The sequence below is a fragment of the Plantactinospora sp. DSM 117369 genome (assembly GCF_053764795.1).
Window position 1 is genome coordinate 4,291,172 of sequence record NZ_CM132446.1, and the last position, 15,831, is coordinate 4,307,002.

General features: G+C 72.3%; 10 protein-coding genes. 5 read left to right on the forward strand and 5 right to left on the reverse strand.

Going from position 1 to position 15,831, the window contains the following annotated elements:
* The first annotated feature begins 574 nt into the window (after window positions 1-574).
* On the forward strand, window positions 575-3,232 hold the full coding sequence (locus tag ACSMXO_RS18595; RefSeq protein WP_455418726.1) for a LuxR C-terminal-related transcriptional regulator: 2,658 nt from the start codon (window positions 575-577) through the stop codon (window positions 3,230-3,232).
* Here the strand turns inward: ACSMXO_RS18595 and ACSMXO_RS18600 are convergent.
* Window positions 3,220-5,067, reverse strand: coding sequence for an ABC transporter ATP-binding protein (locus ACSMXO_RS18600; protein WP_455418727.1), 1,848 nt, complete (start codon window positions 5,065-5,067; stop codon window positions 3,220-3,222). The two genes, ACSMXO_RS18595 and ACSMXO_RS18600, sit on opposite strands and share 13 nt — an antisense overlap.
* Window positions 5,060-6,898, reverse strand: coding sequence for an ABC transporter ATP-binding protein (locus ACSMXO_RS18605; protein ID WP_455418728.1), 1,839 nt, complete (start codon window positions 6,896-6,898; stop codon window positions 5,060-5,062). The genes ACSMXO_RS18600 and ACSMXO_RS18605 overlap by 8 nt, the downstream gene beginning before the upstream one ends.
* Before the next feature lie 392 nt (window positions 6,899-7,290).
* Between ACSMXO_RS18605 and ACSMXO_RS18610 the strand changes: the two genes are divergently transcribed.
* A complete protein-coding gene (locus tag ACSMXO_RS18610; RefSeq protein WP_455418729.1) occupies window positions 7,291-8,367 on the forward strand; it encodes a radical SAM protein in 1,077 nt (358 codons plus the stop codon).
* 192 nt (window positions 8,368-8,559) lie between these two features.
* Here the strand turns inward: ACSMXO_RS18610 and ACSMXO_RS18615 are convergent, their stop codons facing one another.
* Window positions 8,560-9,105: a class I SAM-dependent methyltransferase gene (locus ACSMXO_RS18615; RefSeq protein ID WP_455418730.1), complete on the reverse strand. Its 546-nt coding sequence runs from the start codon at window positions 9,103-9,105 to the stop codon at window positions 8,560-8,562.
* 1,298 nt (window positions 9,106-10,403) lie between these two features.
* Between ACSMXO_RS18615 and ACSMXO_RS18620 the strand changes: the two genes are divergently transcribed.
* Genes ACSMXO_RS18620 through ACSMXO_RS18630 form a run of 3 tightly spaced genes read left to right on the forward strand, consistent with a single transcriptional unit; the run spans window position 10,404 to window position 14,100 of the window.
* Window positions 10,404-10,898, forward strand: a complete 495-nt coding sequence (locus ACSMXO_RS18620) for a (2Fe-2S)-binding protein (RefSeq protein ID WP_455419258.1) — start codon at window positions 10,404-10,406, stop codon at window positions 10,896-10,898.
* Between the two features lie 2 nt (window positions 10,899-10,900).
* Window positions 10,901-11,896, forward strand: coding sequence for an FAD binding domain-containing protein (locus ACSMXO_RS18625; RefSeq protein WP_455418731.1), 996 nt, complete (start codon window positions 10,901-10,903; stop codon window positions 11,894-11,896).
* Window positions 11,897-11,898: 2 nt separating this feature from the next.
* Window positions 11,899-14,100, forward strand: a complete 2,202-nt coding sequence (locus ACSMXO_RS18630) for a xanthine dehydrogenase family protein molybdopterin-binding subunit (RefSeq protein ID WP_455418732.1) — start codon at window positions 11,899-11,901, stop codon at window positions 14,098-14,100.
* 46 nt (window positions 14,101-14,146) lie between these two features.
* Here ACSMXO_RS18630 and ACSMXO_RS18635 read toward each other — a convergent pair whose 3' ends face one another.
* Together ACSMXO_RS18635 and ACSMXO_RS18640 are read right to left on the reverse strand one after the other, a co-directional pair.
* On the reverse strand, window positions 14,147-14,491 hold the full coding sequence (locus ACSMXO_RS18635; protein ID WP_455418733.1) for a hypothetical protein: 345 nt from the start codon (window positions 14,489-14,491) through the stop codon (window positions 14,147-14,149).
* Entirely contained in the window at window positions 14,488-15,786 is a 1,299-nt protein-coding gene (locus tag ACSMXO_RS18640; RefSeq protein WP_455418734.1) for a hypothetical protein, read from the reverse strand. Before ACSMXO_RS18640 ends, ACSMXO_RS18635 begins: the two co-directional genes overlap by 4 nt.
* Window positions 15,787-15,831: the final 45 nt, after the last annotated feature.

Here is a 15,831-nt window from a genome sequence, read left to right on the forward strand (position 1 = left end):
GCCCGGCCACGTATCTATCGTTGATCATTTGATCCGGTCGGGGGAAGGGATCGTGCGCATGGCATGCGCGTTGAACCTTTTTCAACCTGGACCGCGCGGCGCTCACGCGCCGCGTCCGACCTTGCGGTCCGCCGGACCGCAAGGGGAGGTTGAAAAAGGTTCATTGTGGACACGGTCCATCGGAACGCCGCGTACCGGCCGTCCAGGCTGCGTTCAGTCACGATCCAGTCGCGCCTGGCATTGTCGGCCAATCCAACGACATTGAGTGAGTACTCGTGATGCTGGTACGGGATCCGAATGCGGAATCTCTGCACGGCAAGATCCAGCCAAGGGCTGAGCCGGAACGGATTCTCCACTGCGGAGGCGAAAGGGATCCGGCGCGTTCGTCGCGCAGGCCCGGTACGTGGCGCGTTCGCCACCGGTCACCGACTTGACCGCAATTCGGGTAAGTCGCCCGAAGTTTCTTCCAACGATCAGGGAATATTCGTGGACGGCGTAGCCGAACCGAATTTCCCGAACGGCACAGTCGACATCTGGCGAGATGTCGGTGTCCGCGGCAGGGAGGGGGCAATCCGTGGACCGCATCCGGACACCACTGGTCGCACGATCCGGCCTGGTCCAGCAGATCATTACCGCGCTGACCACCGACCGGGGGGCCGTACTGGTGGGGCAGCGGGGGACCGGCCGTACGACTCTCGTCGAGATAGTGACCCGGCAACTGTCGACCGACCGCTACGCCGTGACCCGTACCACCGCCACCGAGGCGGGACGTCCGATTCCGTTCGGACCGTTCTGCCAGCTGTTTCCGGTCACCGGTGACCCCGTCCTCGTCCCGGGCAGGATCCGCGCCGAGCTGGTGCGACGTGGACGATCGCGTACGCCCCTGCTGGTCGTCGAGGACGCGCACTGGATGGACGACCGGTCGGCGAGTACCCTGCTCGGCCTCGCGCACGACAGTCACATCCGGTTGATGGTCACCACCCGGGCCGACGTGGCGACGCCCGACGCCGTCGTGGCGCTGTGGAAGGACCGGCATCTGCGTCGGGTCGACCTGCCACCGCTGGACCCGGCGGAGACGGCGACGCTGATGCAGGCGATGCTCGGTCACGCGGTCGCCTCGACCACCGTGCAGCTGGTCTACCAGTGGACCGGCGGCAACCCGCGCCTGGCGACCGAGCTGGTCCGGCACGGCACCGCCACCGGCCGCCTGGTCCGCGACCGGGGCCTGTGGTGGTGGCGTGGTCCGCTCAGCGTGCCACCGCATCTGGTCGAGCTGTTCCTGCCCGAACCCAACCGGCTCACCCCGACCCACCGGGACGCGCTGGCCGCGCTCGCCGTGAGCGATGACCTGCCGATCGAGCTGATCGACCGGGTCGCCCCGGATGCCGTCGAGGAACTGGAGGATCTGGACCTGTTGCGGACCACGGACACCGAGGACGGGGTGTCCGTGGGATTCAGCCATCCGTTGCTGCAGGCGATCGCCTGGGCACAGGTGTCACCGGCCCGGCGGCGCCGGGCCGCGTCGGCGCTCGTCGAGGCGGCGCGCGAGGTCGGTGGTACGGCACCGGATCCGGTCACGGTCGCCCGCTGGCAGGTGGCCGTGGGTGGGCCGGTCACCGCGGCGGTGTTGACGGATGCCGCCCGCCGGATACGGCCGCACGATCCGGAGCAGGCGCTCCGGCTGGCGCGGATCGCGTTCGGCCGGGACCGGTCCGCACGCGCCACGGTCGTGCTGGCCGACGCGCTCGCCGAGCTGGGTACCGGACGCGAGGCGCAGTCGATACTTCACCAGGCGACCGCGTCCGACCGTTCGGCCGCCGGACGCATCGTGCTCTCGGCGGCGCTCGCCCTGCACCGCTGTGTGACCGAGCGTGACCCGGCGTCGGCCCACGCCGACCTGCGGGCGCTGCGCGCCGTCGCGTCGCCGGACGCACCCGAGGTCGACGTCGTGGACGGCGCCGACGCGCTGGTCCTGCTGGTCGGTCAGCGCCCGACCGAGGCCATCCGGGTCGCCGACAGGCTGCTGCGCCGGCTGCCCGGCGCCGGGTCGGCCGGCGGCTCTGCCGCACTGCGGTGCCGGATCGCCCGTACCGTGGCGCTGGCCCTCGTCGGCCGCACCGACGAGGCGGCCGCCGCCGGCGCGGCGGTGCTGGCCGATGCCGGCGGCGGCGCCGGGGCCCCGGACACGGCGGGTCTGGCCGCGGCGGCCCTGTCCCTGATCGGGCTGTGGCGGGACGGCAGCGCGTCGCTGCCGGTCACCGATCCGATCCTCGGGCGCTGGCCGAGGCCACCGGGGACGGTACCCGGAACCCGGCTACGTGCCGTCGACTGGCCGCTGCTGGTCGGGTACGCGCGGCTGCTCCGTTCCGAGTACCCCGCCGCGATCGAGCCGCTGCGCGAGGCGCTGGCGCAACAGGCCGTCGGTTTCCGGCCGTTCCGGTCGGAGGCGTCGGCGTGGCTCGCCGTGTCGCTCGCCGCGGCCGGGCAGCCGCACGACGCGCAGCGGGTGCTGGACGTGTACCCGCCGGACCGGCTGGCGGTGCTGCCGGGCCTGCGGCCGTGGGCGGACGGGGCGGTCGCTGCTGCCCGCGGCGACACCCGGTCCGCCGGGCGGCGCCTGGAGGAAGCGGTCGCGGCGGCACACACGGCGGGTTGCTGGAGCGTCGAGCTGCAGTATCTGACCTGGGCGGCGCGGCTGCCGCCGGCCGACCAGCCGGTCGGGCTGGCCGACCGGGTCGCCCGCTGTCTCCGGTACGTGGACGCGAGGCGGCTGGTGACCGAGGCGCGCGGCGAACTGGCGCTGCTCAACCGCGACCGGGCGGGCCTGCTCGAACACGCCACCGGGCTCGCCGAGATGAGGCTGCACCGGCCGGCGTGGCGGCTGGCCGAGGCCGCCATCAGGGTGTCGTCCGGGCGCGACCAGGACTACGCCCGGGCCGTCGCGCTGGCCGGTCGGCTCCGTGGCGCCCTCGGCCTGCCCGCACCGAACCTCGCGTCGCCGACCCTGACGGCCCGGGAGAACGAGGTCGCGGCTCTCGCCGCCACCGGCCTGCCCAATCGGGAGATCGCAACCCGGCTGGTCGTGTCGGCCAGGACCGTCGAGAGCCACCTGGCCCGGGTGTACCGGAAACTCGGCATCGGTTCCCGTCGTGAGCTGCGGGCGGACTGGTTCAGCCGGGCGGCGGAGGGCGGGTCGGGCTCGCCGGCCACCCCGGACACCTACCTGGTCTGACCCGAGCCCGCCCCGACCCCGCCCCGGGTCGCCGCCGCAGCCGACTCCAGGACCGTCGGGCCGGCGACGTACGCGGCGGCGTGCAGCGCGTACATCTCCGCGTAGCGGCCGGCCCGGTCGACCAGCTCGGCGTGCGGGCCGTACTCGACTATCCGGCCCTCGTGCAGGACCACGATCAGGTCCGCGTCGCGCACCGTGGTGAGCCGGTGCGACACCACGACGGTGATCGGCGCGTCGGCGGCCGATCCGCCCGGCGAGAGGTACCTGCGCAGCAGTTCGGCCTCGCTGTCCGGGTCGAGGCTTGCCGCCGGCTCGTCGAGCAGCACCACCGCGGGCGCGGTCCGCATCCGGCCCCGGGCGAGCGCGAGCTTCTGCCACTGGCCGGACGACAGGTCGGTACCGTCCGGAAACGTCCGGCCGAGCCGGCTGTCGAGGCCGGCGGGCAACGCTGCCACCATGGTGGCAGCGCCCGCCGCTTCCAGCGCGCTGCCCACCGCCTCCCGGTCGTCGATCGCGCTGAGCCGGCCGACACCGACCGACTCCCTGGCCAGCAGCTCGAATCGGCAGAAGTCCTGGAAGACCGCGGTGACCCGGCTCCGCCACAGCTCCGGATCCACCTGCGCCAGATCCTGCCCGCCGAACGTGATGCGCCCGGTCGACGGCGGGTAGAGGCCGGCCAGCAGCGCGACCAGGGTGGACTTGCCGGCACCGTTGTCACCGACGACCGCGACGGTGGCGCCGGCCGGCAGCCGGAGGTCGATCGGGCCCAGCGCCGGAGTCGCCTCGCCGGGGTACCGGAAGCTGACACCGTCGAGGACGAGGTCGCCGCGCTCGGGCAGGTCCCGGCTCCGCCCGACGGTGGCTCCGGCGTGCGGGTATCCGGCCAGTCGCTGGTAGAGCGCGACGGTGTGCAGCGAACGACGCAGCCATCCGATCAGGAAGCTCAGTCCGGTGGTGGCGCCGACCAGCCGGGTGCCGAGCAGCAGCACCAGGACGGCCTCCCCGGCCGACGCGGTGCCGGAGAGCACGGACCGGGTGACGATGTACAACCCACCGACGAGCGCGACGCAGAACAGCAGCCAACCGGCCGCCACCGCGACCGCGCCGCGCGCCCGGGCGGCTTCCCTGCGGCGCGCCGAGACGGCGAAGGCCTCCCGGTGCCGGGCGGCGATCTCGCCGCCCAGCCGGTACAGCCGGACCTCGGGGGCGGCGGCCGGATCGGTGGCCAGGGTCAGCAGCGCCGCGCGTTGGCGGTCGGCCTCGGCGCCGGCCACCTCGGCCGCGGCGACGATGCCTGCCTGCCAGCGAATGGCGAGGGCCAGCGGCACGATGAACACCGGCAGCAGGGCCAGCACCGGACTGACGACGGCCATCAGGGCCACCGCGCCGACGAACCGGGCCAGCAGGCCGGCGTTCTCCACCAGCGCCGCGAACGCACCGCCGAACTCGGTGCGGCGCTGCCGTACCAGCTCGGCCGTGTCGAGGAACTCGGGGTCGTGGTAGTGGCTGACGTGGGCGGGACCGGAGCACAACGCCATCAGACGGCGGTCGAACTCGAGCCCGACCCGCTGCTGGAGCACCTGCCGGAGGTCGGTGGCGACCGCGCTCGCCTGGTGCACGAAGACGGTGACGAGGACGAGGACGAGACCGCCGGTCAGCGCCTCGGTGACCTGCCGGGCGACCGCGCCGTCGACCATGCTGCGCAGCCCCAGTGCCTGCGCCGCCGCGACGATGTTGAACAGCGGGACGAAGATCATGACCAGTACCGCGCGTCGCGGGTCCGCCCGGACCGCGACGCCCACCACCAGGCGGGCGGCGCTCAACCAGCTACCCACGACGGCCTCCTGCCGGATCGGTGAAGGGCGCGGACTGCACCCGGAACATCTGGGCGTACCGGCCGTCGGCCGCGAGCAACTCGTGGTGGCTGCCGTACTCGCTCACCCGGCCGCCCCGTACCACCGCGATCCGCTCGGCCAGCCGGACGGTGGCGAACCGGTGTGACACCAGGATCGTGGTGATGCCGGCGGTGATCTCCAGGAACCGTGCGTAGAGTTCGTACTCCGCCTCGATGTCCAGGTGCGCGGTGGGTTCGTCCAGGATGAGGAGCCTGGCGCCCTGCCGCACCGCGTAGAGCGCCCGGCTCAGCGCCAGCCGCTGCCACTGTCCGCCGGACAGCTCGGTCCCGCCGGTGTAGGCGCTGGTCAGCGGGGTGTCCCAGCCGTCCGCCAGCCCCTGCTCCACGCCGAGGAAGCCACCGAGCCGGGCGGCCTCGACCACCGCCTCCCTGGTGCCGGCCGCCTCGACGGCGCCGAAGGCGATGTTGTCGCGTACCGAGAACGGGTACCGGCCGAAGTCCTGGAACACGACCGCCAGTTGCCGGCGCCAACTCGCGAGATCGTAGTCGTGCAGGTTCCGCCCGTCGACGAGGATCCGGCCGGCGTCCGGCCGGTAGAGCCCGGCCAGCAGCTTGGTGATGGTGCTCTTGCCGGCGCCGTTGTCCCCGACGATCGCCAGCGAGGACCCGGCCGGGATGACCAGGTCCAGGTCGTCGAGGACGGCGCGGGCGTCGCCGGGATATCCGAAGGAGACCCGCTCGAAGCGGATCTCCCGGTGCGGCAGCCCGGTCGCGGCCTGCCCGGCGACGGCGGGCCGCTGGCCTCCCAGCGCACTCACGGCGAGCGCCGGCGGTACCGCCGCACTGGCCAGGTGCAGCCGCCGTTGCAGGTCGCCGGTGAACCCCAGGGCGAACAGACCCAGTAGCGCCTGGAGGGCGATGGTCAGGTGTCCGACCGACGGGTCGCCGGTGCTGGCCCCGTACGCCAGCGGTACCACCACGGCGACGTGTGCCGCCAGCAGCAGCCCGCTCGCCGCCAGGTGCCGCCGGCCGTCGGTGGTCTTGCGGCGCATCTCGATGATGCCGTCCCACCATTCCCGGGTGAAGCGTTCGGCGAGCCACTGGTGCAGGCCGAACAGGCGTAGCTCCTTGGCCGACGGCGCGCTCACCGTGATGTCGCGCAGGTACGCCGCGTGCCGTAGCTGAACGGTTCGCGCGGTGTTGGCGACGACGGCGCGGGCCATCTCCTTCTCCTGCCAGCGGCCGGTGACGACCCAGGCGGCACCGAGTACGACCGGCATCCACCACTGCCCGGCCCAGCCGAGCAGGACCGCGGAGGCCAACCCGGTGAGCCGGAGCGGGACCAGCGCGGCCAGCGCGTTGACGGCCTGTCCCGGGGCGTGGCCGCCGATCCCGACCCCGCGCGCCTGCTCGATCTGGTCGGCGACGTCCGGATCGTCCAGGTGCGCGACCCCGGCGGGGCGCAGTGCGCCCTCGACGGTGCGCTGCGCCAGGCTGCCGTCGACCGCGGTACTCAGCTTCGCGGTGACCATCGCGCGGATCGGCTCCAGGGCGATGTCCAGGACGAGGGCCAGCCCCAGGAGGGTGAGCCCCAACCACGCCGCCCGGGACGCCGCCGGACCACCGCCGGCGGTCAGCGCCGTGACCAGTCGGCCGATCGCCAGCGGCAGCAGCACGACGCCCGCGACCTGTCCGGCGACGAGCGCGGCGAGCAGCGCGGTGAGCGGGGCGTTGACCCGCGGCAGCTCGCGGACGAGCGCCGACACACTGCCGGGGCGGCGGGTCACGCCGGCTGTCGGTGAGGTCGACACGGGCACACTCCTTGCGACGTCGACGGGTTCGGTCCAGCGCCGCGGTGGCCACCCGCGCGGGGTGGCCACCGCCATCAGGCACCTGGCCCCTTACGAGGCGTCGACCGGCGGGTAAGCGCGCATGATCCACCTCCTCTGCTGGCGACGGACAGTGCACCGTGGCGGCCGCCACGCCAGAACGCTAGGTGCCACGGCGCACCGGGGAATCGGTAGTCGGGTACGCAACCGCCGTGCCGGCGCCACCGAGGGCCGGCCGGTACGCGTACGCCGTCGGGGGCCGGACCTGCGTATCCGGTGGTCCCGCTTGCGTATCCGTCGCCGATGTCCCGGGCGGTTCGCCGCCCATACAGTTCCGGCGACCGCACTGCCGATTCCTTCGGGAGACCCGTCTCATGAATGTCGACGCAGGTCCCAACGTCCTCATCTGGGACGTCACCTTCGCCTGTCCACTGCGCTGCTCGCACTGCTACACAGAGTCGGGCCGGCGGCGTCCGCAGAATCTCAGCCACGAGGAGATGCTGAAGGTGGCGGACGCGCTCATCACCTTCCGGCCGATCATGATCACGCTCTGCGGGGGTGAACCGCTCACCGTGCCGCGCATCGTGGAGGTGGTGGAACGGTTCGCCGCGGCGGGCGTACGGGTCTTCCTGTACACCAGTGGTTGGTCACTGCCCGAGCGGACGGTCCGGGACCTGGCCGGCATGGTCGCCAAGATGGTGGTCAGCGTCGACGGTGCCACGGCCGAGGTGCACGACCGGATCCGTGGCCGCGCCGGCTCCTTCGACCGGGCCATGGCCGCACTGGCACTGCTCGACGCGGAGAGCGCCCGGCGTGTCGCCGCGGGGGAGTCCCCGCTGCGGTACGGCATCGACAACGTGGTGGTCCGCAGCAACTACCACCAGCTCGATGAGATGTGCAGCTCCGTCGTGCCGAGATTCCCGCACCTGAGCGAGGTGGCGTTCGGTGCGGTGGTGCCCACCGGCCTGGCCAGCCGGGTGTCGTACGGCGAGCACGAGATGCTGACCGACGAGCAGGTCGCGGCACTGGTCGACGAGGGGACGAGGCAGCGGCTCCAGCAGGCCGTGCCGGCCTCGGTCACCGTCACCACCACGGACAACTTCGGCGTGCAGATGCACCCCGACTACATCGCCAGCCACCCCGACTTCCGTCCGCTGGAGATCGAACCGGACGGCGAGGTGCGGGCGATGCCGATCTACGAGGGCACCGTCGGCAGCCTGCTGACCGAGGACCCCTTCGTGCTCTGGGAACGCGCCCGCAGCCGGTGGCACGACCCCTTCGTGCTGGAGTGCCTGCGCGCAATCCGCACCAGGACGGACTGGGCCGAGGCGGTGCGCCGGATCGACTACCGGTTCGGCTCGGACGAGGTCCGCGCCCGGATCGACCGCCGCCCGGTCTTCGATCCGGACCAGCCGCAGCGGCGGCTCGCGCTGCGACCGGTCCGCGGCTGAGTCCTCGCCCTCGCGAAGGCGCCGGGGCCGGGGCCGGACGGGCCGGCCCCGGGCCGTGACGTGTCCGTCAGGAGGTGGCGATCCTGACCGCACCGACGTCGTCGGCGCTGGCCGGCGGGGCGCCGAACCGGGCTCAGGATCTGGCGACCCGGCGGGGGTGCCCGGAAATCGGCCGACTCCCCGCCGCTCGCCTCAGGACGCCGGCGTCGCGGTGATGCAGGTGAGCACCCGGCCCTGCCCACGGACCTCCATCGAGCTGGTGGTGGTGAACCCCTGGGCGCGGAGCAGCCGCTCGGTCGAGGTGAGGTTTGCCCCGGGGTGCACGGAGCTGGGCCGCTCGCCGAACACGTAGAGCCGCCCGCCGGGAACCAGCAGGTTGCGCATCCGATGGATCTGCCGCGTCGCCGCACCCAGCCAGAACAGGTTGACGTTCACGGCGAAGATCTTGGTGAAGTACCGGGTCGGGAGGTCCGCCGACTCGAACTCGGCGAGTCGGATCTCGGCCCTGCCCGAGCGGATGTGGCTCGCGTTACGTTCGGTCGCGAGCCGGGTCATCGTCGCCGCGCGATCGATCGCGACGATCCGGCCGGTGACGAGCCGGCTGGCGACCAGGGAGACGGCCACTCCGCGCCCGCACCCGATCTCCAACAGGCGGTCGTGCGGGGCGACAGCCATCGTCTCCACTGCCCAACGCTGCCGGTAGGTGGCCGCGAGGGCCTGGGCCGACGCGTCTGGCAACGGGACGGGGTCACCGGCGAGGAGACCCGGATCGCGGGTCGGGAGGGTACATCTCACAACGTCACTCGCCGGTCCGGGTTCTGCTCACACACCCGATTTCACCTCTCTGGATCGCCGGATGCACCGTGTCCTCGGTCACGTGGGGCCGGGCCGAGCATCCGGGCAGGACATCGCCGGGCGCGCCGAGCGGATGGCGCCGGGGTGCGTCAGGCCGGCTACGAGCTGCGGCGGGCCCCGTTAGCCCTGCGGAGCTGGGCCGCGCGTCGGCGGGAACGCTGGGCGTAAGAGTTCCCCCGGTTGACTAAGGGTTCCCCTGGTCGATTACGAGTTCCCCCGGTCGACGAACAGAAACTGGCCAACCAACGGCAGGCCGCTGGCCGCCCACGGGCGTCCGGGCACCGACCACCGGCGATCCACTCGATTTCGGGTGAACCCGGATTGAAGGGGCGATATCAGTCGCGCAGGGTGATGTGGTGCTTGTCCGCCAAGGTTTCTCGACGTCGGGCACGTCGTCCGGCTTGGGCGGCGAGACGGGCCAGCCGAACCGCGGTCACCGGGACGTCGGCCGGCGGAGAATGGCGCGGTCGGCAGCGGGTTCCTCGGTGTGGTCCCGGACCGGCCGCACCGGCCGGCGGCCGCGAGCGCCCCCTTCCCAACCCGCACCACGTTCTCGAGGTTCGCCAGGAACCCGCCGGTCCGGTACGCGAACTGGGTCGCCCGCTTCGCGCGGGAGGCGGCCGCGCCGTAGCCGCCGATGCCGCCGGCGACGGTCGTGATGGTCGCGCCGGTCGCCGGGGATCTGCCCGCAGTCGACCGCCGTGCCGTCCGGCGCGTCGGTCAGCCGACCGAGCGCGTCCAGCTCCACAGAAAAGGCCGCCATGGCTTCTCCCCCACCAGTGTCGACAGCACGCTGTGCCGCCGGTCCGGCAGCTCGCCTGTCAGCGAGCGTCGCAACGTGGCGCTGCCCGCCGGGGCGAGGCCGCGGCTGGTCGCGATGTGCTGAGCCGGCGTGGGGTAGAACCATGCAGGAGGAGCTGCCCAGATTGCGCCCAGACCCTGCACAGTCGCCGCCAGGGAAACGTTCCGGGTCGAGCAGCGCGACCTGCGGTTGACCCCGGACACGCCTTCGGGGAGGACCAGGGCGTTCCCGGGTATGTCGGCCGTCCCCCACCTCGCCCAGCCGGCTTTGCGAATCCGGTCTTATCCGTCCTAACTATCGCAGATACTCCATCCCGTACGGCATTTCCGGGCAGGGGAGCGGGGGAGACGTGAGTCGAGACGACGGAATCGGGGGCGCCATGGGTCCGCCCGCACCGAGCGGGGCCACCCAGATCCAGCTGACGCTGACCGTGAACGGCGCCGACCACGGGCTGCGGCTCGACAACCGGAGCACCCTGCTCGACGCGCTCCGTGACGACCTGGGCCTGGTGGGCACGAAGAAGGGCTGTGACCAGGGTGCCTGTGGGGCGTGCACGGTGTTGCTCGACGGCCGGCGGGTGCTCGCCTGCCTCACCCTCGCCGCCCAGTGCGAGGGCCGGCAGGTGACCACGATCGAGGGCTTGGCCGGTGACGGGCGGCATCCCCTGCAGGAGGCGTTCCTGCGCCACGACGGGTTCCAGTGCGGGTACTGCACTCCCGGTCAGATCATGTCGGCGGTCGCCCTGCTCCGCGAGGGGCGCGCGGGTTCCGACGAGGAGATCCGCGAGTTCATGAGCGGCAACATCTGCCGCTGCGGCGCGTACCCGAACATCCTCGCAGCCATCCGCGAGGTCGCCCGCGCGGGGGTGGCGTAGCCGTGCGGGCCTTCGAGTATCTGCGCCCCGACGACGTGGGTGCCGCGGTGGCGCTGGTCAGCGCCGACCCCGCGGCCCAGTTCCTCGCCGGCGGCACCACCCAGGTCGACCTGATGCTCAAGGACGGCATTCTCGATCCCGAGCGGCTGGTCGACATCACCCGGCTGCCGCTCAACGGGATCACCGCCGACGACCGGACGCTGCGGGTCGGCGCGCTGACCACCATGGAGGAGATGGCCGCCGACCCGACGGTGGCCCGGCGTCTCCCGCTGGTCCGCACGGCGTTGCTCGCCGGGGCGTCGCCGCAGTTGCGCAACATGGCGACGATCGGCGGGAACCTCCTGCAACGGACCCGCTGCCGCTACTTCCGGGATCCGACCGTGCCGGACTGCAACAAGCGGCGGCCGTCGTCGGGCTGCGCCGCCATCACGGGTGCGGCGGCCCGGATGCACGCCATCCTGGGGGCGGGCGAGAGCTGTATCGCGTTGCACGCCTCGGACCTCTGTGTACCGCTGGTGGCGCTGGACGCGGTGGTGCAGGTACGCGGTGTCGACGGCGAGCGGGAGATCCCGCTGACCGAGTTCTACGTGCTGCCGGGCGACCGGCCGGACATCGAGACGGTGCTGCGCCACGGTGACCTGGTGACGGGGGTTTCGGTGCCGCTGCTGCCGCCGGCAGCCCGGTCGGGCTACCTCAAGGTGCGCGACCGTGCCTCGTACGAGTTCGCCCTCGTCTCGGTCGCCGCCGTGCTCGTGGTCGAGGACGGCATGATCACCGAGGCCCGGGTCGGCCTCGGTGGGGTGGGGACGGTTCCCTGGCGGGCCTGGGCCGCCGAGCGGGTGCTGACCGGCGCCCCGGCTGTCGCCGAGACGTTCCGGTCGGCGGCGGCCGCCGAACTCCAGGAACCGTTCGTCGTGCCGGGCACGGCGTTCAAGCCGGAGCTGGCCCGGCGGACGATCGTGCGGGCGCTGGAGACCGTCGCGGGGTACCAGCCGTGACCATGACCGAGCCGACCACGTTCGTCGGGGCCGGTGTCGACCGGGTGGACGGGCCGCTGAAGGTGGCAGGCGCGGCGGCGTACCCGTCCGACGTCAGTTATCCCGGGATGGTCCACGCCGCACCGGTGCGCAGCACCATCGCCGCCGGCCGGATCAGCAGCATCGACACCACCACCGCCGAAGCCATGCCCGGAGTCCTGGCGGTGCTCACCCACCACAACGCCGCACGGCTCAACCGGGGACCGGAGAACAACCTCGGACCGACCCCGCCCCCGCCGCTGCAGGACGACCGGATCCTGCACAACGGGCAGTACGTGGCGGTGGTGGTCGCCGAGCGGCCGTACCAGGCAGCGGCGGCGGCCCGTGCCGTCACCGTCGGCTACGAGCGCGCCGACCCGGTGCTGGAGATCGACGACCCGCGCGGTGAACTGCGTACGAACCCGTTCGACACCGACGCCGAGCGGGGCGACGTCGCCACCGCGCTCGGCTCCGCCGAGGTCGTGCACGAGGCGACCTACAGCACGGCGGAGAACACCAACAACCCGTTGGGGCCCTTCGCGACAGTGGCGGCCTGGGACGGCGACCAGGTCACGGTCCACGACTCGACCCAGTGGACCTCGAACGTGCGGACCACCGTGGCCGAGGTGTTCGGGCTGCCGGAGCCGGCGGTCCGGGTGTACGCGAAGTACGTCGGCGGCGGCTTCGGATCCGGTCTGCGGGTGTGGCAACACGTGATCCTGGCGGTGCTTGCCGCCCGTACGGTGGGCCGGCCGGTGAAGCTGGTGCTCTCCCGTCCGGAGATGTTCACCGGTGTCGGGCACCGGCCCAACACGGTGCAGACGATCAGGCTCGGCGCCCGCCGGACCGGTGAGCTGGTCGCGATCGACCACGAGTCCGTGCAGACCGTGGCGATGGGGGACGAGAACATGGAGCCGGTGGCGTCGGTCAGCGGCAACTCGTACGCCTGCCCGAACGTGGCGCACCGGGACCGGCAGCGGCGGCTGCACATCCCCTGTCCCGGCTCGATGCGGGCACCCGGCGAGGCCCAGGGCAACTTCGCGCTGGAGTCGGCGCTCGACGAACTCTCCTACCGGCTGAACCTGGACCCGCTGACGCTGCGGATGCGCAACTACGCCGACACGCAGCCGCAGTACGGCCTGCCGTGGTCGAGCAAGGCGCTGCGCGAGTGCTACGAGGTGGGGGCGGAGCGGTTCGGCTGGTCCCGCCGGGAGCCCGGGGTCGGCGCGATGCGGGACGGCCGGTGGCTGGTCGGGTACGGGATGGCCGGGGTGAGCTACCTGTGGTGGCAGGTGCGCTGCGAGGCCCGGGTCAGCATCGGCCGGGACGGCACCGCCTACCTGAGCAGTGCCGCCACCGACATCGGCACCGGCACCTATACCGTGATGTGGCAGCTCTCGGCGGAGCTGCTCGGGCTGGAGTTGGCGCAGGTCCGGTTCGACCTGGGCGACTCGGAGATGCCCTGGTCGCCGCAGGCGGGCGGGTCGGGGCTGACCGGCGCGCTCGGCAACGCCGTGTATGCCAGCTGCCGTGAGCTGATCCGGCGGTTCCTCGACACCGTCGCGGACGATCCCGAGTCGCCACTGCGCGGCTGCACGATCGACGACGTCGCGGTCAGCGGCGGGCGCATCCACCACCGTGCCAACCCCGGGCAGGGCGAGAGCTACCTCGCGATCCTCGCCCGACACGGGCTCGACGAGCTGACCGCCCAGGCGGCGAGCGCCCCGCCCGAGGCGCAGCAGGTGGGGATGGCGCCGGCCGGCGCGTTCGGGGCGAAGTTCGTCGAGGTGCACGTCGACCCGGATCTGGGACTGTTGCGGATTCCCCGGGTGGTCTCGGTGATAGACGGGGGCCGGATCCTCAACGAGAAGCTGGCCCGTAGCCAGATCATCGGCGGGATCGTCGGCGGAATCGGCCAGGCGTTGTTCGAGGAGACCCGCACCGACGCCCGGACCGGCCGGATCGCCAACGCCAACCTCGGCGACTACCTCGTCCCGGTGCAAGCGGACATCGGCGAGGTGGACGTGGTCTTCGTCGGCGCACCGGACCGGCTGACCCCGGTCGGCACCAAAGGGGTCGGCGAGGTCGGGCTGCCCGGCGTACCCGCCGCGATCGCCAACGCGGTCTACCACGCCACCGGCAGACGCATCCGTTCCCTGCCCATCACCATCGACCAACTCCTCTGAGAGCCACGCCGAGCTGGTCTGACCGGCCCCGTTCGGGCGGCCGGCGTCAGTCGCGCACGGTGATGTTGTGCCGGTCGGCCAGGTTCTGCTCGAAGTCGGCCACGTCGGAGGCGTACCGCGCCATCCACTCGTCCGAGAGGATCTCGGGGTTCTCACTTACCTGGCTCATGAGGGCCGCCATCCGTTCGCCGTAGGCCATCGAGCGGGCGGCCCCGGTGAGCGTGATGTTGCCGGCGAGTACGTCCCGGGCCATGTCCCGCAGCACGTCGTCGTCGCCGTTCTCGGCCAGCCACTCCAGGCTGGCGTGGGTCAGCTCGTCGTCGATCTGCTGCCGGGTCATCTCGACCGGTCGCCCGTCGCCGACCGCACTCCAGTGCTGTTCGTCGGTCATTTCGGCGCCACCGGTCCGATGAAGTCGGGGTCGCCCGGTTTGGGCTTCGGCGGAGGGACGACCGGCCCGACGAAGCCGGGCTCGCCGGGCCGCACCCTCGGGTCGTGCGCGTCGCCGGGTCCGGCCGGTGCCACCGGACCGACGAAATCAGGGTCGCCCGGCTTGGGTGGCAGGACGGGACCGACGAATCCGCGGTCCCCGGGGCGTGGACTGGCGGAGTACGGCGAGGTGGGCAGCGCGATCTTCGGTGCGGTCCCCGGACCGGCCACACCCGCGGTCGCGGCGAGCGCCCCCTTCCCGACCTTCACCACGTTCTCGAGGTTCGCCAGGAGCTTGCCGGTCTGGTACGCGAGCTGGGTCGCCTGCTTCGCGCTGTACGCGGCGGCACCGTAGCCGATGATGCCGCCGACGACGGTCGTGATGGTCGCGGTCCCGGCCGCCACCTTCACGGTGATCTCGATCAGCTTGTCGATCAGGGTCGACAGGGCCACTCCGAGCGCGTCGAAGATCTCCCACGCCTGGCGGGCGAGTTCCCGATAGGTCCTGGCGACGTGCTGGTACTGCGCGCTCCGCTCGGAGACGGCCCTGCCGAGCACCACGAGATGGTCGCGCGCGCGGTCGGCGGCGTTGCCCGTCCAGATCGCGGGAACGTCATGGGCGAACCAGACCAGGTTGTCGCCGAGGATGTCCATCGCGGCCGCGCACTTGTCCATGGTGTCCGCCGCTTCGACCAGACCGTCCCAGTCGCCGCTGGCGCGCTTGAGGACGAACTCGAAGATGTCGTAGCCGAACAGTTGGTGCACCAGCCCACGGATGTTACCGGTGATGCTGACGCTGTCCGTCATGGCGTTGTACTTGTACTTGTAGTCCACCTGGGTGTGCGGCTCGTTGCGGGTCAGCCGGCCCTCGGCGGTCTGCCTGGTGGTGAAGAGCGCGTTCCCGCCCCGCGGTCTCGGCGCGTTCTGGAAGTACCGGGCCGCGTTGCCGCCCAACCCGTCGAGCATCCCGTCGAGGCGCTGGGCCTGCTGCTGATCGGTGTCGCCGTACTGCTTGGCGGCTCTGCTGACTCCGATGGCGCTCTCGTTCAACAGCCGGGAGACGTGGCGGGGCAACGCCTGTGCCCAGGTGTAGGTGTTCTCGAGTTCGGTCTTGAGATCGCCGAGCAGGCCGACGCCGCCCGCCACCTTGCCGTTCTCGCGGGCGTGCCACTCGATCTGTCCGCAGTCGACCGCCGCGTCGTCCAGCGCGTCGCTCAACCGCCTGAGCCCGACCAGTTCGACGGAGAAGTTCGCCATGACTCTCCGATCAGTGTCGACGGCACCGCGTGCCGCCGGTGTCCG

Bases quoted from the DNA above. Each gene is read 5' to 3' on its own strand.
- ACSMXO_RS18610 (WP_455418729.1), top strand. From the start codon at position 7,291: ATGAATGTCGACGCAGGTCCCAACGTCCTCATCTGGGACGTCACCTTC.
- ACSMXO_RS18620 (WP_455419258.1), top strand. From the start codon at position 10,404: ATGGGTCCGCCCGCACCGAGCGGGGCCACCCAGATCCAGCTGACGCTG.
- ACSMXO_RS18630 (WP_455418732.1), top strand. From the start codon at position 11,899: ATGACCGAGCCGACCACGTTCGTCGGGGCCGGTGTCGACCGGGTGGAC.
- ACSMXO_RS18635 (WP_455418733.1), bottom strand. From the start codon at position 14,491: ATGACCGACGAACAGCACTGGAGTGCGGTCGGCGACGGGCGACCGGTC.
- ACSMXO_RS18640 (WP_455418734.1), bottom strand. From the start codon at position 15,786: ATGGCGAACTTCTCCGTCGAACTGGTCGGGCTCAGGCGGTTGAGCGAC.